Raw genomic sequence first — 24655 nt, 5'->3', positions numbered from 1 at the left:
AGAAAAGAATGAAATTTGTAGGACTTGTAGGATCAAACTACGATCAATCATATAACCGTAAACTCTTGGAATTCATTCGCCGCCAATTTAAGATCAAATTTGAATTGGAAGTTCTTGAAATCGATGAAGTTCCAATGTTTAACCAAGATGAAAAATGGGACGAAAGTTTCCAATTACGTCTTTTGTACAATAAAATTACTCGAGCAGATGGTGTCATCATTGCTACTCCAGAGCACAACCATACGATCTCTGCTGCTCTTAAATCTGTTCTTGAATGGCTCTCTTTCGAGGTGCATCCATTTGAAAACAAACCAGTCATGATCGTTGGTGCTTCCTACTATGATCAAGGGACATCACGTGCTCAGGTTCACCTCCGTAAGATCCTCGATGCCCCAGGTGTCAATGCTTATACCCTTCCAGGAAATGAATTCCTTCTTGGAAAAGCAAAAGAAGCTTTTGACGAAGACGGCAATATCATTAACGAGGGAACCGTCAAATTCCTTGAAACCTGCTTGGATAATTTTATGAAATACGTTGAGGTTGTATCGAAATTGAAAAAACCAAAACCAATTGAACCAGAAGACTTGGATTGTAAACATCCAATCGCTACAACTGTTACTGAGGTCGATCCTGACGATCCAGATTGGGTAGAAAAAGTAGCTGAAATCACTGGTGCCGTTTCCGGCGATACCTATGTCAAACTCGACCACGGTATCCTAACCGTTAACCAAATTGATATGTTCTTAAAGGCTATGCCATTTGAATTGACCTATGCCGATGATAACAACCAATTCCTCTACTACAACAATGCCCATCAAGATCCTGATACCATGTTTGCCAAACGCGTGCCACCTCAATCAGGAAGCCGGATGTCAACCGTTCATGGTTCCCTACCACCAGCACGTATGAAAAACGTGGAATGGGTGATTGGTACCCTTCGTAACGGTAACCAAGACTATGTTCGGACCATTGTTCCAGGATCTCCTGAGGGTGTGATCAACACTCACAACTACCAAGCTATGTACTATGAAGATGGTTCATACGCTGGTATCAATGAGATTGTCTTCAACTTCAAACCATGGTTGGACTGGTACCTGCAAACAACCGGTCAACGTCTAGTTGGCGGAAGCGGTCCATTTGCTCCTGCTGGTGGACATGGTAGTGCAGATGCAACTTCTGGTGCTTCTGATGCTGGAGGACATGGTGACGGAGGGCACGGAGATGCCGATGCCACTTCTGGTGCAAGCAACTAAGAAACTAGAAAAAATGAAGCTTCATGCTTCATTTTTTTATTGTAACTCTTTGATAATCTTCTTAGCCTCTTCGTTTGAAATAGCTCCTAATTGGACATGTCCAATTTTCCCATGACTGTCTATAAAGACTTCTGTAGGAATAGAGCGAACCTGATAATCTGCAAATACTGAACCGTCTGGATTGTACAAGACCGGTACGGACTTGTAATCTTGTTGATCAAACCATTTGACGAATTCTTCTTCTGTTTTTTCACCTTGCATCCCCGGTGCCATAATGGTCAGAATTTCAAAGTCTCTATCCGTATCCTTGACCAATTTCTCTAATTCAGGCATACTTTGCCGGCAAGGACCACACCAGGTTGCCCAAAATTTCAAATAGACCTTCTTCCCTTTGTAGTCTGAAAGTTTAACCGTATTCCCCTTCATATCCTTTAGTTCAAAGTCACTAGCGTCTTTTCCTACCAAAGGATTCTTATTCGTTGTTGTATTCATTGTTGGCTGATTGCCCATACTACTCTCACTGGTTTGATCCATAGAACAAGCTGACAGCAAAGCCAGAGAAAGTACTGAGAAACAAGCATATTTAAAACCTTTCATCATGCATTAAACCTCCGATTATTTTATGAAAAGATAGATGACAAACTGTTCAATTGTCCCAAAAGTAAGAGAATTCCCATCAGAATAATGATAGCTCCGCCGATTTTCTTCAACAATAACAAATGGGGTTTGAGACGATTAAAGTAAGGTAGGACCAGACTAGATGCTAAGGCTAACAGTAAAAACGGAAGAGCCATTCCCAATGTATAAACAAGGAGATAAATAGCTCCCATAAGAGCATCTTGTCCATCTGATGCTGCTAAAGCAAGAACTGATCCTAATACCGGACCAATACAAGGCGTCCAACCAAAACTAAAACCAAGACCGAGGAGAAAAGCTGAAAACAACTCATTCTTCTGTTTGTTGGCTCCAAAATCCATTGTTTTTTGCTTTTCAAGGAAATGAAAATGAAAGACTTCCATCTGATGAAGACCAAGGATAATGATGAGGGCTCCCATCAGATAACGGAACCAATTGGTGTACATGATCTTTCCAAGCAAGCCCGCTCCAAAACCAATGAGGAGGAAAATAACAGAAATACCAGCAATAAAACATAGGGTTTTCAGCAAGCCATGCCAGCGAATTTTTTTCCCGAACAATAGGATAGCCTTTTCCTGATCACTTCCTAGCAAGATTCCAATATATACCGGTAGCAAAGGAAAGACACAGGGAGAAAAGAAAGACAGAATACCCGCAAGAAAAACTGTCAATGAAAAAATGATTGGATTCATAGTTCACTCCGTATATTGATATGCTACATTCAGTATAACATTGACTGACCTAAAATAAAAATTTCTGCTACGTTTTTTTACTAAAGTTTGGATTTAGATACTAGTTTCAAAAGAAAGACCCTAAAGCCAATAACTTTAGAGTCTAAGTTGTGGTGAAAAACTAAAAGAATATATAAGGCACATTCAAGTATACATTGAAACTTTCCGCCGTGAGAAAAGTGCTAGAAACAGTGATGTTTCTAGCACTCGGGAGTTTTGAAACCTTAGATTCAAAACTAAGTCATGGAACTTCTATGAAGTTCGCTGACGTCCGTACTCACCTAAGGAAAGTTTCTAAGAAGATATTATCTTCAATCTATTTCTAAAGCATAAAACTTTAGAGTTTCTAATATAACTTATTCTTCTGCCGTTTGTTTATTTGGTAATACGAGCGATAAAAGAATTCCGATAACTACTGGCACTAACCATGGAAGAGATTGAGCCGCAAATGGAAGCAAAGCAATCCACTTTTCTACAAGTGAAATTTTAAAGGTACTTGCCAGAACACTCGCAACAGAGACCAAGCTGGCCAAGAAAATAGTCAGTTGCATTCCTGGTTTTGAAAGAGCCACAAATTTATTCACTATCACAATCAATACAATGGTAATGGTGATTGGGTAAAGAATCATCAAGACTGGCAATGAGAAAGCAATAATGGCATTCAAGCCTAGGTTGGCAATCGCAAAACCAATCAAAGTGAAGACACTTGCATAGACCTTGTAAGAGACCTTAGGGAAGGTGCTATGGAAGAATTCACTGGTAGAGACGATCAAACCAGCGGTTGTGGTAAAGCAAGTTACCGTCACCATTCCTGCTAGAAAAATCTGAGCAGTCGGACCAAAGATCGCTTTGGTCGCTTCTGATAATACATACACCCCTTTATTGGTATCAGATGCCATAACAGAAGCCGGAATTGGAAAATGATTCCCCAGATATCCTAAACCGATATACAGCACACTAAAACCAAGCGCTACGACAATCCCAACCAACCAAATGGTCTTGATGTATTCTTTCTTACTTGAAAATCCAAGTTGATTCAAGGTAGTCACTGCGATCACACTAAAGGCAACAGATGCCAAGGCATCCAAGGTATTGTAGCCCTCTAAAAATCCTTGCCCAAAGGCAGAAGCCTGATAGGCTTTTGTAGCCACCATTGGAGCATGTCCACTGTATTTTAGAGCTCCAAGAACGACCAAGATCAAAATGAGAATCGCAAAGATTGGAGTCAATATACGACCGATCCGATCTAGAATCTTAGATGGATTCAAAGCAATCAGAAAGGCTAACAAAAAGTAGACCAGGGTAAAGATGAAAAGTGCTAAACTGGCATTCATTCCACCTAATAAGGGGGCTGTCCCCACTTCGAAAGATACCGTCGCCGTTCTTGGAATGGCAAAGAAAGGACCAATTGAAAGATAAAGCGCAACTAAGTATACTATCGCAAAAATAGGTGAAATCTTACGAGAAATCTCATGAATATAGCCTTTGGGATTAAGCGTCCCGATAATCAAGGTCACAATGGCAATTCCCACACCTGAAAGGACAAACCCAGCAATAGCTGGCCAAAATTGATTACCCGATAAAGCACCAAGAGCCGGTGGGAAAATCAGGTTTCCAGCACCAAAAAAAATACCAAACAGTAATAAACCTGTCAGGGAACCTTTTCGTAACATACGATCTCCTTAAAAAAACGATAATCTTAACTTTATCAAATTCATTTGAAGAATGCAACTTATTTGCATGAACAATCCGCTATTTCTATCAGTCATTATGGTACAATGGATGTAAGATTTTACGAGGGGCAAAACATGTATCTATATCTATTCTGGTTATTTCCAGCTCTTATCTTTTTATTGTTCTTTATGAGTGATCGCAGAAGACTGTTCAATGCTTATCTATTTTCGATAAACCTAGGACTTCTTCTACTGATTTCTGCATTTTTACTAGTCGTTCGAACTGAGCTATGGTTTAATCAACAAATTGCAATGATTGTCTTTGTAGTGATTTCCATCCTCGTTTTTCTCAGCGTTATTTTCTCCTCTCTTTTTCTTCTCTTTAACGGCCGTCAAATGATGACTTTTGAAGGAAAAAGACTGTCCAACCTCCTCTCTCTGCTCTATGGACTGTTTATTATCGGAGCTTTGGCACTTCATTTTCTACCTTATTTCCCAGGGAATGACATCCTCATTTATCTGACTGACTTTGCCCTGTTTTACATGACCTTTCTCTACCTCTCTTATGTATCCTATGGGACCTTTTGCAATCTCTTTCCGGTTCGCAAAGAGCCAGACGCCATCATCATCCTTGGCTCAGGTTTAATCGGAGACAAGGTTCCCCCACTCTTGGCCCAGCGTCTTGATAAGGGAAAGGCCATCTATGAGCAGTTTGAGAGACGACCAAAGCTGATTGTTTCTGGTGGTCAAGGGTCAGATGAGCTGATCGCTGAGGCAGAAGCTATGGCTGGATACTTGATGGAACACGGGGTTCCAGAAGATGCCATTCTCATCGAGAATCGCTCTCGTACTACTTTTGAAAACCTGACCTTTAGCAAGCGTATCCTTGAAGAAGAGGGGCTTGGCAAGAGAGTCCTTGTGGTGACCAATTCTTTTCACGCGCTCCGTGCAGGTGTCTTTATGAGACGATTGAAAATACCTGGTCGAAGTATCGGTTCAAGAACAGCCTTTTACTATCTCCCATCCGCTTGGATTCGAGAAACTGTTGGCTTGGTTTCACTCTATTGGAAATGGCATGTTGCCTTCCTAGCTCTTCTGTTTCTGCCTTGGTTCTTTACACAAATCATGAAACTAATTGAGTTCTTCATTAAATATCTAAACTAAAAGAGAGAGGGACAGAAATCGGTCATTCGTTAGAATTCGATTTCGTCGTCCCACCTCCGCACAGTTGAGTAGGGCTGTAAAAGCTGATGAAATCAGCGTAGTAGAGCCCACTCAACCACTGCGTCTTGCTCGACAATCCAAAAATAAATGAGAGGCTAGGACTTTTGTCCCAGCCTCCTTCTTGTCTAGTGGTCACTAAAGCGTCTATATTTAATGCGGAAATCGAAATAATTTTCTTCCTGCAGTTTACGGAAAATATCGCGATAAGCCTCTTCGTCAAAGTGGTCACCCCGATAGAGAATTTCAAAGCTCAGTCCTTCGTATTCTAAAAAGGCATTGGCAGTTTTAAATCCATTTCGCTTATAGAAATCCATCCGAGACTGACGTTGCTCTAGATTGTCACATTCTTCATCTAAACGTTCCACTTCAAGAATCATGGTTCTTTGGTAAAATTCTACCAATTTTTCAATGATTTCTTGACCATAACCGTGGCTACGTAGGTGGGGCATAATGGCAAAGAAGCTAACATAAAAAGCTTTCTGATTATAGATAGAAAAAGCAAATCCGACAAATTCTTCGTCGTTATAAAAAGCAAAGAAATTAGCATCGTCATTGTCCGTATAACGCAGGTATTCCGACAAAGGAACTCGCTCTTCTTCTGGAAATGCCTCGATATTCAGCCTCTCGACCTTGTCCAGATCTGGGAACGTTTCCGTGATTAATTGACTGGTTAAGCTCATAAAAGCCTCCTTTTCTGCCCTGATTATACCAAAAAATGTAAGGGCCTTCAACTATCGACGCTTGTCGCTGGTTCCTGAAGTTGGTATAATGACACTATGAAAAGAATTCAGCGTGTGGACCTCATAGATGGTCCTATTTTACCCGCTCTTTTGAGTTTTGCCTTTCCTATTCTTTTGTCCAATATCTTTCAACAACTCTACAATACCTCGGATGTCATGATTGTAGGGCGTTTTTTAGGTCAAAAATCTTTGGCCGCCGTTGGAGCAACCTCTGCCATATTTGATTTGATCGTTGGATTTGCTGTCGGTGTTGGAAATGGGATGGGGATTATTATCGCGAGAAATTATGGAGCCAAAAACGAAGACCAATTACGAAAATCAGTCGCCGCAACTGCTATTATTGGTTGCATTCTCAGTCTCTTCGTGATCTTCATTGGAGCTGTCGGACTTTTTCCCCTGCTCCAATTTTTAGGGACCCCATCAGCAATTGTGTCTCAGTCTTATCTCTATATCGCTACCATTGTTAATGGTGTGGCTGTGACCTTTGCCTATAATCTTTGTGCCGGACTTCTTCGAGCGGTTGGCGATAGCCTAGCGGCACTCTATTTCTTGATTATCGCCGCTATTCTCAATATTCTTCTCGATCTTTATTTTATTACCCAACTCCATCTCGGAGTCCAATCCGCTGGAATTGCGACCATTATTGCCCAGGGTATTTCGGCCCTTCTTTGTCTTCTCTATATTCGTAAGAAGGTCCCTTTTCTGCTCCCGCATCGCAAGGATTTTGTTTGGGACAAGGAGCTTTATCAGGATCTGCTAAGTCAGGGCCTTGCCATGGGCCTCATGACTTCCATCGTTTCGATTGGAACGGTTATCCTCCAATCCGCTATTAATCAGCTTGGAACAACCATTATCAGTGCACAGGTCGCAGCCCGTCGTATCATGTCCTTTGCCGTTTTACCGATTACAGCTATCGCCTCAAGTATCACAACCTTTATCTCGCAGAATTTTGGCGCAGAGCAATTCCAGCGGATCAAAAAAGGCGTTACCATTGCCAACCTTCTTTCTTGGGTTTGGTCTGTCTTGGTTGCTGCTCTTCTATTCTTCACAAGTCCGTCTTTAACCAGCTTTATTTCCGGCTCGACAAATCCTGATCTCATTGCAAATGCCAGTCTTTATCTCCAGATCAGCTCTTGCTTTTATCCTATTTTGGCGAGTCTCATCATCCTGAGAAATGCCCTACAGGGAATGGGTAAAAAATTAACCCCACTCACATCCAGTTTTATTGAATTGTTTGGAAAAATTTTCTTCGTTCTGTGGATTATTCCTCACACCGGCTACATGGGGGTCATTCTCTGCGAACCCCTTATCTGGATTCCCATGACCCTACAGCTCATCATAATCTATCGAAAAATCAGGTACCAACTCCTTACTGAATAATGATTGATTAACAAGACCAAAACAACTTCTGCTCATTTGAACAGAAGTTGTTTTTAGATATCTAGCTATTAGAACAAACCGATGGCTGTTCCGTCAGCAGCTACATCCATATTTAAAGCAGCTGGACGTTTTGGTAAACCAGGCATGGTCATCACATCCCCCGTCAAAGCGACAATAAAGCCTGCTCCCAATTTTGGAACCACTTCACGAATAGTGATTTCAAAGTTTTCAGGAGCTCCCAAGGCATTTGGATTATCAGAGAAGCTATATTGGGTTTTGGCCATACAGATTGGCAACTTATCCCATCCATTTTTCACGATTTGGGCAATTTGTGTCTTGGCTTTCTTCTCAAAATTCACCTTCGTACCGCGATAGATCTCTGTAACAATCTTTTCAATTTTTTCTTCAACAGAAAGGTTGTTATCATACAAGCGTGTGTAGTTAGCTGGACTTGTTTCGATGGTATTAACCAAGGTTTCAGCAAGGTCAACTCCACCGTCCGCACCATTCGCCCATACACTTGCAAGTTCAACTGGCACATCAATTTCAGCACACAATTCTTTCAAAGCAGCAATTTCTGCTTCTGTATCAGTGATAAATTCATTGATGGCAACCACTGCAGGAATGCCAAACTTACGGATATTTTCAACGTGACGTTTCAAGTTGGCAAAACCAGCACGAACAGCTTCTACATTCTCTTCAGTCAAAGCATCCTTGATCACTCCACCGTTCATCTTAAGAGCACGGAGAGTCGCTACAATCACAACCGCATCTGGTGATGTAGGCAAGTTTGGAGTTTTAATATCAAGGAATTTTTCAGCGCCAAGGTCAGCCCCAAAACCTGCTTCTGTAATCGTATAATCAGCTAAATGCAGAGCTGTCGTCGTTGCTAATACAGAGTTACATCCATGGGCAATATTGGCAAATGGACCACCGTGAACAAAGGCAGGCGTTCCATAGATGGTTTGAACCAGGTTTGGCTTAATCGCATCTTTGAGGATCAAGGCAAGAGCCCCTTCCACTTCCAAATCACGGACATAAACTGGACTACGATCATAACGGTAACCAATTACAATGTTGGCCAAACGACGTTTCAAATCTTCAATATCTGTCGCCAAGCAAAGGATGGCCATGATCTCAGAAGCAACGGTAATATCAAAACCGTCTTCACGCGGAATCCCATTTAAAGGACCGCCAAGACCGACAGAAACATGACGAAGAGCGCGGTCATTCAAGTCCACTACCCGTTTCCAGATAATCCGACGTTGGTCAATTCCTAGCTCATTTCCTTGGTGCAAATGATTATCAATCAATGCTGAGAGAGCGTTATTAGCCGTTGTGATCGCATGCATATCCCCTGTGAAATGAAGGTTGATGTCTTCCATCGGTAGAACTTGGGCATAGCCACCACCAGCAGCACCACCTTTAATCCCCATAACTGGACCTAAAGAAGGTTCGCGAATGGCAATCATGGTTTTTTTACCGATTTTATTCAAAGCATCTGCTAGACCAATGGTGATGGTTGATTTCCCTTCTCCAGCTGGAGTTGGGTTGATCGCAGTGACTAAGATAAGTTTTCCTACTGTATTTTTCTCAACTTCACGAATCTTATCAAAGCTCAATTTCGCCTTGTATTTTCCATACAATTCAAGATCATCGTCAACCAAACCAATTTTCTTCACAACGTCCACAATCGGTTGGAGTTCAATGCTTTGAGCAATTTCGATATCTGTTTTCATAAGGGACTCCTTTATATTTGATAGGTCTATTATACCTAAAATTCGCTAAAATGACATGGTTTTTCCACCTTTTGAATCGAACGTTCGTTTTTTATGTAAATTTTATGGCTACACATAGCTAATCCTAATAGCTTCAGAACTTTACTTATGTATCTTTTTTGTGTAAAATAAGCATATGCATATTTTAATTACATCAGGCGGGACGAGCGAAGCCATTGATAGTGTTCGTTCGATCACCAATCATTCCACCGGGAGCCTAGGGAAAATCCTTGCAGAAACGGCTCTTGCTAAGGGACATCAGGTGACCTTGATCACAACGCCTACCGCTCTTAAACCCGACCCTCACCCACAGCTTCGACTTCTATTGATCCAGAATGTCGAAGAACTTCTCACACAAATGAAAACGGAAGTCCCTCATCATCAGGTTTTGATTCACGCTATGGCAGTCTCAGACTACACACCTGTTTACATGACAGGCCTTGAGGAAGTTGAGAAAGCTCAAGATCTCCATACCTTTATCCATCGCGAAAATCAGGAAGCGAAAATCTCTTCGAGAGAAGAATACCAAGTGCTCTTTCTAAAGAAAAATCCGAAGATTATCTCCCTCGTCAAAGAATGGAATCCTGCCATTCAACTGATCGGCTTTAAACTATTAGTCGGCGTTTCTTCTGAAGAGTTGATCCAGGTAGCGCGTGAAAGCCTCGTTAAAAATCATGCCAGCATGATCGTTGCCAATGATCTGACCAAGATTCAGAACGGTCAGCATCAAGCCTATCTAGTGACAGATGATCAGGTCCTAGAAGCTTCTACGAAAACAGAAATCGCAGAGGCCATCCTACGTTATATCAAATAAAAAGGAACATATGAAACACATTACTTTAGCGGTTACCGGTAGTATTTCCGCCTATAAGGCTGCTGATATTACCAGCCAACTAACCAAATTGGGATTTGAAGTGAAGGTCCTCATGACTCCTTCAGCCCAAAAATTTATCACCCCTTTAACCTTGCAAGTTCTTTCAAAAAATCAAGTGGGGCTTGATGTTATGATTGAAGACGATCCACAGCGGATCGAGCACATCGACATTGGGAAAGAAACTGACCTCTTTCTTGTAGCGCCGGCCAGTGCCAATACCATTGCTAAATTGGCTATGGGACTGGCAGATAATATGGTCACAAGCACAGCTCTAGCCTTGCCTCAAAGGACTAAAAAATTACTGGCCCCTGCTATGAATACAAAAATGTTAGAACATCCCGCTACCCAACGAAATCTAAAGCTCTTACAAGACTATGGTTACCAGATTATCCAACCTCGTGATGCTGTTCTTGCTTGTGGGGACAAAGGTGCTGGAGCTCTAGCGCCTGTAGAAACTATTGTAGAAACTGTTAAGGAGAATTGTTTATGAGAAAATCATCTTCTATTTCACGAATTGCCATCTTTTTTGCGGTGATGATCACCATTCACTTTGTGACATCTTTCATTCTGCAATTTGTTCCATCAGGAATTCAACCAACCTTGGTTCATATTCCTGTCGTGATCGCCTCTATCATATACGGTCCACGAATTGGAGCTATCTTAGGACTCCTCATGGGACTCTTTAGCCTCACTATGAATACCTTGGTTTTAACACCAGCCAGCTATCTCTTTAGTCCCTTTGTCCCTCACGGGAATCTCTACTCCCTTATCATTGCCATAGTCCCTCGGATTCTCATCGGGGTAACCCCTTACTTCGTCTATCGCTGGATTCGTAATCGTACAGGACTTGTGATCGCTGGAATTGTCGGCTCTATGACCAATACTGTTTTCGTTCTAAGTGGGATTTATTTCTTCTTTGGCAACAGTTTTGGAGGGGGGATTCAACATTTCCTTGGCTTGATTGTCTCTACTAACTCACTCATCGAAGTCATTGCGACAGTACTCATTACCAGTGCAGTCGTTCCATCTCTTGAAAAATTAAAATAACCTTTCAAGCCAAGACCAATTTATCTTGGCTTTTTTTGATGGTGAATTAGCTCTATTTTTTTGAAAAGATTTACAATTATCGCTAGAATTTTCTGAAAAAATTTGCTATAATGTAAGCGATTAAATTATAAGCAAAAAGGAGACGCTTGCATGACCTATCAAGAAAACTACCAAAAATGGCTCAACTTTGCTGAATTACCAGCTTACCTTCGTGATGAGTTGGTCGCAATGGATGAAAAAACAAAAGAAGATGCCTTCTATACCAACCTAGAATTCGGTACAGCTGGTATGCGTGGCTTAATTGGTGCTGGTACCAACCGTATTAACATTTACGTTGTTCGCCAAGCTACTGAAGGCTTGGCCCAATTGATCGACTCAAAAGGTGAGGAAGCGAAGAAACGCGGAGTTGCGATCGCTTACGATAGCCGTCACTTCTCTCCTGAGTTTGCTTTTGAATCTGCTCAAGTTTTGGCTGCACACGGTATCAAATCTTATGTATTTGAAAGCCTTCGTCCAACACCTGAATTGTCATTTGCTGTTCGTCATCTTCACACATTTGCTGGGATCATGGTAACAGCTAGCCACAACCCAGCTCCATTTAACGGATACAAAGTATACGGTGAAGACGGTGGACAAATGCCTCCTGCAGATGCCGATGCATTGACCGATTATATCCGTGCTATCGAAAATCCTTTCACTGTAAAATTGGCTGACCTTGAAGAAAGCAAAGCTAACGGCTTGATTGAAGTTATCGGTGAAAATGTCGACGCTGAATACTTGAAAGAAGTGAAAGGCGTTAACATCAACCAAGACTTGATCAATGAATACGGCCGTGACATGAAGATTGTCTACACGCCACTTCATGGTACTGGTGAAATGTTGGCTCGTCGTGCTCTTGCCCAAGCTGGATTTGAAGCTGTTCAAGTTGTTGAAGCTCAAGCAGTTCCTGATGCAGACTTCTCAACTGTTAAATCTCCTAACCCAGAAAGCCAAGCAGCCTTTGCTCTTGCTGAAGAACTTGGCCGCAAAGTAGACGCTGATGTATTGGTTGCAACTGACCCAGATGCTGACCGCCTTGGTGTTGAAATCCGCCAACCAGATGGTTCTTACCTCAACCTTTCTGGTAACCAAATCGGAGCGATCATTGCTAAATACATTCTTGAAGCTCACAAAACAGCTGGTACCCTTCCTGCCAATGCTGCCCTCTGTAAATCCATCGTATCAACTGAGTTGGTGACTAAGATTGCAGAAAGCTACGGCGCAACAATGTTTAACGTCTTGACTGGTTTCAAATTTATCGGTGAAAAAATCCATGAATTTGAAACACAACACAACCATACTTACATGCTTGGTTTCGAAGAAAGCTTCGGTTACCTGATCAAACCATTCGTACGTGACAAAGACGCTATCCAAGCCGTTCTTATCGTTGCTGAAATCGCAGCTTACTACCGCTCACGTGGTATGACTTTGGCAGATGGTATCGAAGAAATCTACAAACAATACGGTTACTTCGCAGAAAAAACCATCTCTGTTACCCTTTCAGGTGTGGACGGGGCTGCTGAAATCAAGAAAATCATGGATAAATTCCGTGGTAATGCTCCTAAACAATTTAACAATACAGACATTGCTAAGACAGAAGACTTCTTGGAACAAACAGCTACTACTGCTGACGGCGTTGAAAAATTGACAACTCCTCCAAGCAACGTTCTTAAATACATCTTGGCTGATGATTCATGGTTTGCCGTTCGTCCTTCAGGTACCGAACCAAAAATCAAATTCTACATCGCTACAGTTGGTGAATCTGAAGCAGATGCTAAAGAAAAAATTGCGAATATCGAAGCAGAAATCAATGCTTTTGTAAAATAAGCAACCACAAAAGATGAGATCAACCAATCTCATCTTTTTTTCGTATCAAAATACAGCATTTTTTCGCCCTTTATGGCATACTAGATTTATAAGAAAGCGAGGTAATCTCATGGAACAATTTTTAGAAGATATTAAAGATCTTGAAGTCACAACTGTCGCGCGTGCGCAAGAAGCGATCGATCAAAAAGAAACAGCGACCTTCTTTATCGGACGCAAGACTTGCCCTTACTGCCGGAAGTTCGCTGCTAAATTAGCAACTGTCGTAGCTGAAACAAAAGCTCATATCTATTTTATTAATAGTGAAGAACCAAGTCAGCTAGACGCGTTACAAGCCTTCCGGTCAACTTACGGTATCCCAACAGTCCCAGGATTTTTACATGTCGAAGCCGGTGACGTTACTGTTCGTTGCGACTCATCCATGTCTGAAGATGAAATTAAAGCATTTGCTGGTATTTAAGCAGAAATCTCCATCTAAAGGGTAATTTATTAACCTCTCTACTTACAGTGCGAGAAGGACTATAAGTTATTTTAAAAGCGAAAAAGACAAACTATATTGTTTGTCTTTTATTTTTCTTTCAAAGTATATATCGGAAAGCCGTGTTCTACTATTTTATCATCTAGTTTAAAGTAATTTTTAAACCAAAGTTTATATTTTTTAAATAAAACTTCAATACAGAAACACAGGATGATTATTAAAAAGAGAAATAGAAGAGCGTGCCAATTTTGAAATTTCGATGAACTCTCAATGAAAATACCCCAGTATACACATGAGAAGAGCAAGAGAACTCCTAAAAATAAATTCACATATAAAATATAGCTCGCCAAGAAGAGAAATTGATGTTTCTTTGATCTTTTACTGTAATAGACTTTATAGTTTTCGGTATGTCTTTCGAAGACAGGCAAGTGAAAGGAATAGCGTCCGCTCCCAAACTTAACTAACTCAGGTAAGGCGTGGTAACCACACCAGTGAAGAATTTTAAAATTTAACTCACGAATCAAGAAAAATAAATTATAACAAATAAAGCAACAAATTAAGATAGAACTTATTTTTGTATGATTAGAATATAATACGCGAATATAAGCAAAATATGCAAAAGCCAAAAAATAATTGAAACAAGCTAATATAAAATAAAGAATACTAGCAAATATACTACGAGTTCCTATAAAATTTTTATCTGAATAATCTGGTCTATACTCCATATAAGTTACATAATCCTATTCTTTTTCTTCATAAAGTTAAGCTCCATACTGAAATGAACGTTCATTTATTAAATGCTTCCCAGATCTTTTGCTGGGGTTTTGCAAAAGGATAATCAGAAAATTCGTCAGGTTTTAACCAAACAGTCGATTCACTTGATTGCTGCACTCCTTCTTTCACCAGACCATATCGAATCTGAACCTGCCACTTACGATGCGAAAAGACATGCTGAACAATAGGGTAAGACTTGTCCTGCCAATCAATGGCCAAGTCATAGTCCTGTTCAAAGGAAAGAATTTCTGGGTTATCCTCTGCTTCTCCATTACCATCTAATAACGACAATTGTCCAAGGGTATCAGAAAGACTATCCACTTCGATCAAAGGGAAATGCCAAAAACCAGATAAAAGACCTTCTCGCTCATTTTTCTCCAGCAAGTAACGCCCATGGCTATCCTTGATAATAAAGGCTGTTAGAAAGACAGGTACCGGTTTCTTCTTAGGACCCTTGATGGGATAACGATCCATGGTTTCATGTTGGTAGGCCGCGCTAAACTCCTTGACAGGACTTTCTTCTGGCCGTGGATTGACTGGGGACTCAATATCTGAGCCCAAATCCATCAAAGCCTGATTAAAATCACCAGGACGGTCTGGATCAATCAAGAGTTCCATCATAGCTTGAAAAATCTTACGATTGGTTGGGATTCCGATATCGTAGTCGACCTCAAACAAACGAGCTAAAACACGCATGACATTGCCATCTACTGCCGGCTCTGGCAATCCAAAAGCAATACTAACAATGGCACCAGCTGTATAAGGCCCAATGCCCTTCAGTTTTGAGATAGACTCGTAGCTTGATGGGAACACTCCCCCATGCTCCTCCATGATTTGCTGGGCAGCCTTCTGCATGTTGCGGACACGTGAGTAATACCCCAAGCCTTCCCAAGCTTTTAAGAGCTTTTCCTCAGATGCCTGAGCCAAATCAGCAACTGTCGGAAACCAATTCAGAAAACGCTCATAATAAGGAATCACCGTATCGACACGTGTCTGCTGGAGCATAATTTCTGAAATCCAAATTTTATAAGGATCCTGCGTCCTTCTCCAAGGGAGATCCCGTTTATTGGCATCATACCAGGCTAATAACTTTTCACGGAAGGAAGCAATTTTTTCCTCCTCCCACATGATAATCCCGTAATCTTTTAAATCTAACATATTCCTAGTATACCATAGAATGGGTTAGAGTTTAGAAATTCTGATTTTATAAAGAAAAAGAGGCTGGGACAAAAGTCCTGGCCTCTCAATTATTTTTGGATTGTCGAGCAAGACGCAGTGGTTGAGTGGGCTCTACTACGCTGATTTCATCAGCTTTTACAGCCCTACTCAACTGTGCGGAGGTGGGACGACGAAATCGAATTCTAACGAATTACCGATTTCTGTCCCACTCTCTAAATGCATTTCTTATTGTTCAACAGCTTGAGCTGCTGTAATCAAGGTCAATTTGAAAACGTCATCTGCATTACATCCACGAGAAAGGTCGTTGACTGGTTTGTTCAACCCTTGCAAGACAGGACCTACCGCTGCAAAGCCACCAAGACGTTCTGCCATCTTGTATCCAATGTTACCTGCTTCAATACCAGGGAAGATAAAGACATTAGCTTGTCCTGCCACCTTGCTTCCTGGAGCCTTCAAGGCTGCAGTTTCAGGCACAAAAGCTGCGTCAAATTGCAATTCCCCGTCAATTTCAAGGTCTGGACGAAGTTCATGAGCAAGCTTAGTCGCTTCAACAACCTTATCAACACTTTCTCCAAAACCAGATCCTTTTGTTGAATAGCTTAACATGGCGATTTTAGGATCAATTCCAAACATCTTGGCTGTGATAGCTGAGTTGATGGCAATTTCGGCTAATCCTTCAGCATCTGGATTGATGTTGATGGCACAGTCCCCGAACAAGTAGCGTTCAGACCCACGAACCATGAGGAAAGCCCCCGAAGTCCGTTTTACATTTGGACGAGTTTTGATAATTTGTAAGGCTGGACGAACAGTTGCAGCAGTTGAATGAATAGCCCCTGATACCATCCCATCAACGATTCCCATGTGCACTAACATGACACCAAAATAGTTAACGTCGTCTTTCAAGATTTGACGCGCTTCTTCTTCTGTCATTTTTCCCTTACGACGATCTACCAAGGAAGCTACCATCTCTTCAAAACCTGGATAAGAATGCGGATCAATAACTTCATATCCTTCCAAAACCCCTTCGATTTCAAGATAAATCCGAATTTTATCTGGATTACCAAGCAAGACAGGGGTTACATCTGTCTCGTTCACAATTCGTTTTGCTGCTTGGAGAATACGAGGCTCTTCACCTTCAGGTAATACAATACGTGCATTCTTACCAACGAGGTTGGCTTTGAGATTTTCAAAAACTTCCATGAGTTTTACTCCTTTTAATAATTAATAACTTGTTTGAAGCTGTGTTAATACAGCTTGAAAATCTGGAGGTAGTGGACTTTCTATGACCAATTCATCCTCTAGAAATGGGTGATAATAGGATAGGCGATGACAATGAAGGGCCTGGCGCTTAATGCCGTCTTCTAAACTCCCGCCATAGAGATCATCTCCCAAAAGTGGAAAACCAATATGGGAAAAATGAACACGGATCTGATGGGTTCGACCTGTGTGCAACTGGATATCCACTAGATGAATATCACCAAAAGACTGGACAACTTGGTAACTAGTATGAGCATACTTGCCACCTTTAGCTACTTTGCGGGTTATGATCGACTCTTCATCACGCGCAATCGGAGCAATAATTTCTCCGATAGGATCAAGCTTCCCAGATCCCTTGACCAAGGCGTAATAGCGTTTCTGAATCGTTTTGGCTTGCAATTGCTTATCTAAACGGGCATGAGCATAGCCATGTTTGGCAAAGAGCATAACGCCACTAGTATCCTTATCCAGGCGAGTGACTATGTGGACCTGCTGGTTCTCATAGCCCTGCTTCACATAATAGCCTTTTACAAAATTTGCCAAGCTATAGGAATGAATCGCACTTGGAATCGATGCGATCCCAAAGGGTTTGTTTAAGACCAAAAAATGATCATCTTCAAACAAAATATCCAAAGGTCGATCCATAGGTTTTAGGGTTTCAAAGCCTTCTTCTGCTGGAATGTCTATGACCAAGCGATCCCCAATATCCAACAAATAAATCGCATTCTCCGGACGTCCATTGACAAGGATCTGGCCACCACGAAACTTAATCTTTGCTAAGAGCCCCTTAGAAACCTCATGCTTTTTCAGAAAAGTCTTAACCTTGACATGCTCATCGACAATGAATTCAAATCTCATTCTCCGTCATCTCCGATAAAGGCATCCTTGACCCGATTCCAGAAACTGGTGTGACTGGAACTTGCCACAAAATTAATCTTATGGTTGTCAATCTGATACTCTACCTTTCCAATATTGCGGTAAGAATAGGTTGAATTATCGACAGAGATAATGTGGAAGCCAGGTCTCGTCGGTGTAATCTCAATCTTATCCTTTTTAGGGACAATGACAGAAGAACCCAAGGTACGATAAACACGGTTGTTGAGACTAGCAATTTCAGCAATCTGCAAGGCTTCAATAGTCGGGTGAAGAACTGCTCCTCCCAAGGATTTATTGTAGGCCGTACTTCCTGTAGGAGTCGAAACGGTGATCCCGTCTCCTCTGAAGCGCTCAAAATCCACTCCATTTATCGTGAGATCGGCAACCATGGTCCGGTCGCTTCTCTTAATCGTTGCTTCGTTCAAAGCCCTCATGGTACGGGTTTCCCCATTTTCGAAAGTAATCTTGACATTCAAAATAGGGTAAGAAACCTTAGCTCCAGTATCATATTTTAAGTTCTCAACCAGCTTATCGATTTCACTGTCTAAGTAATCTGTATAGAATCCTAAGTGTCCGGTATGGACGCCAACAAATCGCACCCGATCCAACTGGTGTTCATACTTGTGAAAGGCCGATAGCAACATCCCATCGCCACCAATTGAAATCACAATATCCGGGTGCTTCTCCGTCAAAATAAAATTATTTTTCCGAAGCTTGTAGCGCAACTGCTGAAAAACCTCTTCACTTTGACGCTTGCGATTGCGAATAATGGATACTTTTTTACCTGTAGTCTTCATCTGTGTCATCACTATTTCCAACGCCATCATTTAACTTACGATGAAGTGGATCAAACAGGGCTTGAGCCTCCTGAATCGCATCCCGAATTGCCCCCATCTCTTCATCCAAGAGATAGGCCAGGTTTGCTGTCGTCTCTAAGCGTTTTTTGATCTCGTCTGGAAAGTCTCCTTTATATTTATAATTGAGCGAGTGTTCAATGGTTGCCCAAAAATTCATGGACAAAGTCCGAATTTGAATCTCTGCTAAGATCGTTTCATTTCCATCAATGGTATCGACCGGGTACTCGACAACGACGTGGTAACTCCGGTAGCCACTTGATTTCTTGTGGCGGATGTAATCTCGCTCTTGGACCACGCGCATATCCTGCCGTTGTCTCAGAACCTCTAGGATCTCTTCGACGTCATCCACAAACTGGACCATGATGCGAAGACCAGCAATATCTTGCATATCCTGAGCCAGATTTTCTTCAGAAATATTTCTTCGGATCATCTTTTCACGGATGCTCTCAATCGGTTTGACCCGTCCTGTGACAAACTCAATTGGAGAATGCTTTTGCTGTTTACGATATTGCTTACGAATCCCACGCAGTTTGATTTTTAATTCCCCAACTGCTTGGATATATGGATCTAAGAAGTTTTCCCAATCAATTGCCATCCTACCACCTTGTAATCTGAACCATTTTTGTATACAATAAACACATCTCTTATTATATCATGAATCGCTTTCGAAAAAAAGCAAAGGACTACAAAATGAACCATTTAGAAATTGAATACAAAACCTTGCTAGACAAGGAGGAATACCAATCCCTCCTTCCACTTTTTGCTGATACAGAATTGGTTGTCCAAACCAATCACTATATCGATACACCTGACCAGCTCATCCGTAAGGAAAAAATGGCTTTGCGGGTGCGTACTTTCACAGATCAGGCTGAATTGACTCTCAAGGTCCCTGAAGCAGTTGGTCATTTCGAGTACAATCAAAACCTCAGCCTAGAAGAAACCGAGGCGATCCTTCAACACCAACAGTTTCCTGACGGAGAAATCAAAAATCTCTTGATCTCTAAAGAAATCCCCGTTGAGCAACTCGCTGTCTGGGGAAGCCTTACAACAGAACGCTTCGAAAAAGAAACAGCTGCAGGCTTGGTAGCACTAGACCACAGTCTCTATCTAGACACTGAAGATTATGAGTTGGAAATCGAGGTCGAAACCGCTGAACAGGAAGAAAATTTCCATCAGTTCATCAAAGAGCATGGAATCGTCTACAAAGCTGCAAAAAATAAAATCGCCAGATTGGCGGAAAGATTGTAAAATAGCTGAAATTATCGCAAATTTTTGCTAAAATAGTGCTAAGATCAAAAATCTAAATGAGGTTGGAATCACATGTCAGATAAAAAAAATATGAAGCTCTTCTCTCTCAATTCAAATCCAGAGATTGCGCAAAAAATCGCGGATCATGCTGGGGTTCCACTTGGGAAAATTTCATCCCGTCAATTCTCAGATGGTGAAATCCAAGTCAATATTGAGGAAAGTGTTCGTGGATATGATATTTATATCATTCAATCAACCAGTTTCCCTGTCAACAATCACTTGATGGAACTCTTAATTATGGTAGATGCTTGCCAACGGGCCAGCGCAAATACTGTCAATGTGGTCATGCCTTACTTCGGTTATGCCCGCCAAGACCGGACTGCTGCTCCTCGTGAACCAATCACTGCTAAACTCGTCGCAAACATGTTGGTCAAAGCTGGGGTGGATCGCGTCGTCACACTGGATCTCCATGCAGTGCAAGTTCAAGGTTTCTTCGATATTGCCGTAGATAACCTCTTTACCATTCCACTTTTTGCAGAGCACTACATCAACAAAGGTCTAACTGGTCCTGATGTTGTAGTCGTCAGCCCTAAAAACTCAGGTGTTAAACGGGCTCGTAGTTTAGCTGAATATCTTGATGCACCGATTGCGATCATTGATTACGAGCAAGATGATGCAAACCGTGATTATGGCTATATTATCGGGGATGTCAAAGATAAGAAAGCGATCTTGATTGACGATATCCTCAATACTGGTAAGACATTCTCAGAAGCTGCGAAAATCGTCGAACGCGAAGGTGCTACTGAAATTTATGCTGTATCAAGCCATGGTTTATTTGTAAAAGGAGCTGTTGAATTATTAGACCAAGCTCCGATCAAAGAAATCTTAGTAACCGATTCTGTTGCTCCAAATGGACCAACACCAAAAAATATTAACTATCTGACAGCTAGCGAACTGATCGCTGAAGCTATTGTTCGCATTCAAGAAAGAAAACCTGTTAGTCCTCTATTTGCCTACCACAAGAAATAAGGTCTTAATGTGATATATTTTGATAATGCCGCAACAACTCCCCTTCTACCTGAAGTCATTGATAAAATGTCTGAAACTATGAAGACCACTTTTGGAAATCCATCGAGCCTTCATGCTCATGGACGGATGGCTAGTAAACTCCTCCGAGAATCTCGCGAGCAGATTGCTCAGTCTCTCCATACTCTTCCAAATCGTATTTTCTTCACTTCAGGTGGATCAGAAAGTAATAATACCGTTATAAAAGGCTACTGCTTGAAACACCAAGCAGATGGCAAACACATCATTACGACCGCTTTGGAACACCATGCGGTTCTCGAACCCATCGAATACCTTGTAGAACGTTTCGGATTTGAAGTTACGATCGTCCAACCAAGAGATGGACGCATTCAGGCTAGTGATATCAAGGCTGCACTTAGACCGGATACCATTCTTGTCTCTACCATGTTTGCCAATAACGAGACAGGCGATCTTCTACCGATTAAAGAAATCGGAGAATTCTTAAAAGATCATCCAGCTGCCTTTCACGTTGATGCTGTCCAGGCAATTGGAAAGGTCCCTGTCTATCCCGAAGAGTTGGGAATTGATTTTCTCAGTGCTTCTGCCCACAAATTCCACGGACCAAAGGGAGTCGGCTTCCTTTATGCAGCCGTCCCAGATTTTGATAATCTCTTACACGGTGGGGATCAGGAAAGTAAGATGAGAGCCAGCACGGAAAATCTCATTTCTATTGTCGGGATGGCAACCGCGCTTCAGCAAGCTACACTTCATCAAGAAGAAAATTTCAACCAGGTTCAAAAACTTGGCCAAGAACTAGTTAATGGTTTAACAGACTACGACTACTACGTAAATGCGAATGACGATCATCTTCCATTTGTTTGGAATCTTGGCTTTCCGGGTGTCCAAAATGATGTCTTATTGATGCGACTCGATCTTGCTGGAATTTCTGTCTCTACAGGTTCTGCTTGTACCGCTGGTACAGTTCAACCCAGCCATGTCCTTGAGGCGCTCTATGGAAAAGATAGCTCACGCCTAAAAGAATCCCTTCGAATTAGTTTTTCAGAACTCAATACCGTAGAGGAGGTTCAAGACTTCCTCTCAAAACTTAAAGAAATTTTATCATAGGAGAACAATATGGCTTTTGAAACAAGTGTTTCATTGAAAGACTGCAAATATACCTATAGTCTACACCCAAATGTTAAAAAATATACCTTACGTGACAATACATTCGCTGTTACAAAAGTTGGAAATTACGAGTTAAATCGTTTGCTCGAAGCCGTTCCAAATAGCGGCGAAGGCTTCCTACTTAAAATTATTTTCAATAAAGATTTGACAGGTTTTAAGATCAATATTACAGACAAGTCTGGGCTTCGGCTGGTTAATATCTTTAAAAATCCAGAAAATGACATTATCCAACAAAAATTCTATTTCCTAATGGATAGTCTTGTCGAAAGAGAAATTTTCAACAAAACAGAGGCCTAATATGGTAACCTTAACTTATATCGATGCTTACAAAGTAGAACGAACGACTACTTATCCCGACCTTGCAGCCTGCATCCTAGCTTTTTCAGGCTGTGTAACCTTGCCTGACTCTTACTCAATCGTATCCATTGAATACAAGGGGGAAAAGCTCCCCTATACAGGGCGAGTCGATGGACTCTATGCTTTTTTGAAAAAGGTAGAACAAGCTGAAAACTAAGCTGATGCTGATGGAACTCTCCCATCGCCATCAGCTTTTTCTTTAGACAAAAATATTTTTGAAAAATTGCTCTAGATAGTTGATTTTTTCACAATCTTCCTATACAATAAGAGGGAAAGGTTGTGATATTGTGAAACATGATAAAAATACTCCAATTCCACGCGCAACAGCAAAACGCTTATCGCTCTACTACCGCATTTTTAAACGCTTTAACTCTGAAAAAATAGAGCGCGCCAATTCCAAGCAAATTGCTGATGCAATTGGGATTGACTCTGCTACCGTTCGCCGAGATTTTTCTTATTTTGGTGAATTAGGAAGACGGGGATTTGGTTATGACGTAAAAAAACTGATGAACTTCTTTGCCGATCTTTTAAATGATAATGCCATTACCAATGTCGCTATTGTGGGGATCGGAAATATGGGAAGTGCGCTCCTCAATTATCGCTTCCATGAACGCAATAAGATGAAAATTGTCATGGCTTTTGATGTAGATGATCATGAACTGATTAATACCAAAAGTAAGGATGGGATCCCCATTTATGGGATTTCTACGATCAAAGAAAAGCTCAAACAAGAAGACATTCAAACAGCAATTTTAACTGTCCCAAGTATTAAAGCGCAGGAAGTTGCTAGTCTTTTAGTAGATGCCGGTGTCAAAGGAATTCTAAGCTTTTCTCCGGTCCATCTGACAGTTCCTAAAGACGTTGTTGTCCAATATGTCGATCTCACTAGTGAATTGCAAACACTCCTTTATTTCATGCGAAAAAACGAAGAATAAAGATTTATACATTAACAAGAAAAGAGGCTGGGACAAAAATCCTAGCCTCTCAATTATTTTTGGATTGTCGAGCAAGACGCAGTGGTTGAGTGGGCTCTACTACGCTGATTTCATCAGCTTTTACAGCCCTACTCAACTGTGCGGAGGTGGGACGACGAAATCGAATTCTAACGAATTACTGATTTCTGTCCCACTCTCTTTTTTATACCAAATAATCTGTCTCTTCACGGTAACTATAATAGTTTTCTTCAGATACAATCAAGTGATCCAATAGGGTTAAACCCATCACTTCACAGGCCTCTAAAACTCGTTGCGTTACTTCATCATCATTTTTACTGGGAAATACGGCACCAGATGGATGATTGTGAGCCAAGATGATAGAGGTTGCCATGTGCTTCAGTGCATAATGCAGGATTTCACGTGGCTCCGCAATACTTCGATTCACGGTTCCAATAAAAATGGTCTGCTGATGAATAATTTCATTCTGCGTATTTAAATAGAGGGCAACCAGGTGCTCCTGTTTCTTATGGCCGATTTCCTGTTGAATTTTATGGGCCAATTTCTGGCTGCTCATGATCTGTTCAGAACTCATCAATTCGTCTTTATGAATCCTTCGTCCAAACTCAATCACAGCCTGAAGTTCGATGGCCTTCACCCGGCCAATACCTGAGATTTCCTGTAGCTCCTCTAGAGTTAATTGACTTAACTCCTTTAAACTATTAACCGAACTCAAAAGACCTTGTGCAATCTCATAAACGCTTTTTTTCTTATTGCCTGTCCGTAAGAGAATGGATAGCAATTCTTGATGACTCAGCTTATCTACCCCTTCAGAAACCAAACGTTCTCTAGGAAGCAAAGATGGTTCAATAAATGATATGTCGTACATAATTTCCTCCTCACTTATTAATTCGTAATAAATAGAGAAAACGACAACCTTTCATTATTTACAGGCGATTTCTTGTTTCAAGTCATCTAACACTAAGACTTCATCTTTATTAAAGCGGATCTGGTAACCTGTTTGAACTTGTTCAAGCTCTTTTAAAAACTGTTGAATTTCACAGCGAATCAAGTACTCCTGGCTCTGAGGAATGGCCTCTAAAGCTTGGTAGACCTGCTCTACTTCGTAGATTCCTTTCGTAATTAAACCATTTCGTGGAAAATCGTTTACTAAGAGATTATAGAAATGATGCAAGAGATGATAAATTCGCTCTTTCGTCACTATTCTACCTCCTTATCATACCCTTTCTCCTCTATTATATACTGATTTTCCCTCGATATTATGAC

The 24655-nt window shown here is 41.2% G+C and carries 26 protein-coding genes; 14 read left to right on the top strand and 12 right to left on the bottom strand.

Annotated features, from left to right (window positions below):
- The first annotated feature begins 8 nt into the window (after positions 1–8).
- Positions 9–1253 (top strand): NAD(P)H-dependent oxidoreductase, encoded by a 1245-nt coding sequence (locus tag TZ97_RS03650; RefSeq protein ID WP_045759416.1) that lies wholly within the window; start codon positions 9–11, stop codon positions 1251–1253.
- A gap of 36 nt (positions 1254–1289) precedes the next feature.
- Here the strand turns inward: TZ97_RS03650 and TZ97_RS03645 are convergent, their stop codons facing one another.
- From TZ97_RS03645 to brnQ, 3 genes are all read right to left on the bottom strand, one after another.
- On the bottom strand, positions 1290–1850 hold the full coding sequence (locus TZ97_RS03645) for a TlpA family protein disulfide reductase (RefSeq protein WP_045760184.1): 561 nt from the start codon (positions 1848–1850) through the stop codon (positions 1290–1292).
- 23 nt (positions 1851–1873) lie between these two features.
- Positions 1874–2581, bottom strand: coding sequence for a thiol-disulfide oxidoreductase-associated membrane protein CcdA2 (ccdA2, locus tag TZ97_RS03640; RefSeq protein WP_045759415.1), 708 nt, complete (start codon positions 2579–2581; stop codon positions 1874–1876).
- Positions 2582–2976: 395 nt separating this feature from the next.
- A complete protein-coding gene (gene brnQ / locus TZ97_RS03635; protein ID WP_045759414.1) occupies positions 2977–4293 on the bottom strand; it encodes a branched-chain amino acid transport system II carrier protein in 1317 nt (438 codons plus the stop codon).
- Positions 4294–4428: 135 nt separating this feature from the next.
- Between brnQ and TZ97_RS03630 the strand changes: the two genes are divergently transcribed.
- The gene (locus TZ97_RS03630; protein ID WP_045759413.1) at positions 4429–5457 is read left to right on the top strand and encodes a YdcF family protein; all 1029 of its coding nucleotides are present in this window, start codon (positions 4429–4431) and stop codon (positions 5455–5457) included.
- A gap of 185 nt (positions 5458–5642) precedes the next feature.
- Here the strand turns inward: TZ97_RS03630 and TZ97_RS03625 are convergent, their stop codons facing one another.
- The gene (locus TZ97_RS03625; protein ID WP_045759412.1) at positions 5643–6197 is read right to left on the bottom strand and encodes a GNAT family N-acetyltransferase; all 555 of its coding nucleotides are present in this window, start codon (positions 6195–6197) and stop codon (positions 5643–5645) included.
- 96 nt (positions 6198–6293) lie between these two features.
- Between TZ97_RS03625 and TZ97_RS03620 the strand changes: the two genes are divergently transcribed.
- Positions 6294–7637 carry an MATE family efflux transporter gene (locus TZ97_RS03620; protein ID WP_045759411.1) on the top strand — a complete coding sequence of 448 codons (1344 nt, stop codon included), beginning with the start codon at positions 6294–6296 and terminating at the stop codon, positions 7635–7637.
- Between the two features lie 68 nt (positions 7638–7705).
- Here the strand turns inward: TZ97_RS03620 and TZ97_RS03615 are convergent, their stop codons facing one another.
- Positions 7706–9376: a formate--tetrahydrofolate ligase gene (locus tag TZ97_RS03615; protein WP_045759410.1), complete on the bottom strand. Its 1671-nt coding sequence runs from the start codon at positions 9374–9376 to the stop codon at positions 7706–7708.
- A 175-nt stretch (positions 9377–9551) separates the two neighbouring features.
- Here TZ97_RS03615 and TZ97_RS03610 point away from each other — a divergent pair, with 175 nt between their 5' ends.
- The 5 genes from TZ97_RS03610 (at position 9552) to TZ97_RS03590 (ending at position 13659) form a co-directional block, all read left to right on the top strand.
- Complete coding sequence (locus TZ97_RS03610; RefSeq protein WP_045759409.1) at positions 9552–10229, top strand: phosphopantothenate--cysteine ligase; 678 nt, start codon at positions 9552–9554, stop codon at positions 10227–10229.
- A 10-nt stretch (positions 10230–10239) separates the two neighbouring features.
- Positions 10240–10779, top strand: a complete 540-nt coding sequence (coaC, locus tag TZ97_RS03605) for a phosphopantothenoylcysteine decarboxylase (RefSeq protein WP_045759408.1) — start codon at positions 10240–10242, stop codon at positions 10777–10779.
- Complete coding sequence (locus tag TZ97_RS03600; RefSeq protein ID WP_045759407.1) at positions 10776–11336, top strand: ECF transporter S component; 561 nt, start codon at positions 10776–10778, stop codon at positions 11334–11336. The genes coaC and TZ97_RS03600 overlap by 4 nt, the downstream gene beginning before the upstream one ends.
- Before the next feature lie 150 nt (positions 11337–11486).
- Entirely contained in the window at positions 11487–13202 is a 1716-nt protein-coding gene (locus TZ97_RS03595) for a phospho-sugar mutase (RefSeq protein WP_045759406.1), read from the top strand.
- 109 nt (positions 13203–13311) lie between these two features.
- A complete protein-coding gene (locus tag TZ97_RS03590; RefSeq protein ID WP_045759405.1) occupies positions 13312–13659 on the top strand; it encodes a thioredoxin domain-containing protein in 348 nt (115 codons plus the stop codon).
- 804 nt (positions 13660–14463) lie between these two features.
- Here the strand turns inward: TZ97_RS03590 and mutY are convergent.
- From mutY to TZ97_RS03560, 5 genes are all read right to left on the bottom strand, one after another.
- The gene (gene mutY / locus TZ97_RS03580) at positions 14464–15609 is read right to left on the bottom strand and encodes an A/G-specific adenine glycosylase (protein ID WP_045759403.1); all 1146 of its coding nucleotides are present in this window, start codon (positions 15607–15609) and stop codon (positions 14464–14466) included.
- Positions 15610–15855: 246 nt separating this feature from the next.
- Positions 15856–16830: a phosphate acetyltransferase gene (pta, locus tag TZ97_RS03575; protein WP_003015160.1), complete on the bottom strand. Its 975-nt coding sequence runs from the start codon at positions 16828–16830 to the stop codon at positions 15856–15858.
- 21 nt (positions 16831–16851) lie between these two features.
- Positions 16852–17745, bottom strand: coding sequence for an RluA family pseudouridine synthase (locus TZ97_RS03570; protein ID WP_045759402.1), 894 nt, complete (start codon positions 17743–17745; stop codon positions 16852–16854).
- Entirely contained in the window at positions 17742–18560 is an 819-nt protein-coding gene (locus tag TZ97_RS03565; RefSeq protein ID WP_319637125.1) for an NAD kinase, read from the bottom strand. The genes TZ97_RS03570 and TZ97_RS03565 overlap by 4 nt, the downstream gene beginning before the upstream one ends.
- A complete protein-coding gene (locus TZ97_RS03560) occupies positions 18544–19215 on the bottom strand; it encodes a GTP pyrophosphokinase (protein WP_023918039.1) in 672 nt (223 codons plus the stop codon). Before TZ97_RS03560 ends, TZ97_RS03565 begins: the two co-directional genes overlap by 17 nt.
- Positions 19216–19310: 95 nt before the next feature.
- Here TZ97_RS03560 and TZ97_RS03555 point away from each other — a divergent pair, with 95 nt between their 5' ends.
- From TZ97_RS03555 to TZ97_RS03530, 6 genes are all read left to right on the top strand, one after another.
- Positions 19311–19868, top strand: coding sequence for a CYTH domain-containing protein (locus tag TZ97_RS03555; RefSeq protein ID WP_045759400.1), 558 nt, complete (start codon positions 19311–19313; stop codon positions 19866–19868).
- A 72-nt stretch (positions 19869–19940) separates the two neighbouring features.
- A complete protein-coding gene (locus TZ97_RS03550; protein WP_003007186.1) occupies positions 19941–20897 on the top strand; it encodes a ribose-phosphate diphosphokinase in 957 nt (318 codons plus the stop codon).
- A 9-nt stretch (positions 20898–20906) separates the two neighbouring features.
- Positions 20907–22019 (top strand): cysteine desulfurase family protein, encoded by a 1113-nt coding sequence (locus TZ97_RS03545; protein WP_045759399.1) that lies wholly within the window; start codon positions 20907–20909, stop codon positions 22017–22019.
- Between the two features lie 9 nt (positions 22020–22028).
- Positions 22029–22376: a DUF1831 domain-containing protein gene (locus tag TZ97_RS03540; protein WP_009730974.1), complete on the top strand. Its 348-nt coding sequence runs from the start codon at positions 22029–22031 to the stop codon at positions 22374–22376.
- A 1-nt stretch (position 22377) separates the two neighbouring features.
- Positions 22378–22593, top strand: a complete 216-nt coding sequence (locus tag TZ97_RS03535; RefSeq protein WP_045759398.1) for a DUF4649 family protein — start codon at positions 22378–22380, stop codon at positions 22591–22593.
- A 130-nt stretch (positions 22594–22723) separates the two neighbouring features.
- Positions 22724–23371, top strand: a complete 648-nt coding sequence (locus TZ97_RS03530) for a redox-sensing transcriptional repressor Rex (RefSeq protein WP_003007178.1) — start codon at positions 22724–22726, stop codon at positions 23369–23371.
- A 202-nt stretch (positions 23372–23573) separates the two neighbouring features.
- Here the strand turns inward: TZ97_RS03530 and radC are convergent, their stop codons facing one another.
- On the bottom strand, positions 23574–24257 hold the full coding sequence (radC, locus tag TZ97_RS03525; RefSeq protein ID WP_045759397.1) for a RadC family protein: 684 nt from the start codon (positions 24255–24257) through the stop codon (positions 23574–23576).
- A gap of 54 nt (positions 24258–24311) precedes the next feature.
- On the bottom strand, positions 24312–24590 hold the full coding sequence (locus TZ97_RS03520) for a hypothetical protein (RefSeq protein WP_003003299.1): 279 nt from the start codon (positions 24588–24590) through the stop codon (positions 24312–24314).
- Positions 24591–24655: the final 65 nt, after the last annotated feature.

Origin of the sequence: Streptococcus parasanguinis, from assembly GCF_000963275.1 — a bacterium.
Lineage (GTDB): Bacteria > Bacillota > Bacilli > Lactobacillales > Streptococcaceae > Streptococcus > Streptococcus parasanguinis_B.
Note: the sequence above shows the minus strand (reverse complement) of the source record. Positions and strands in the feature narration are given on the sequence as shown.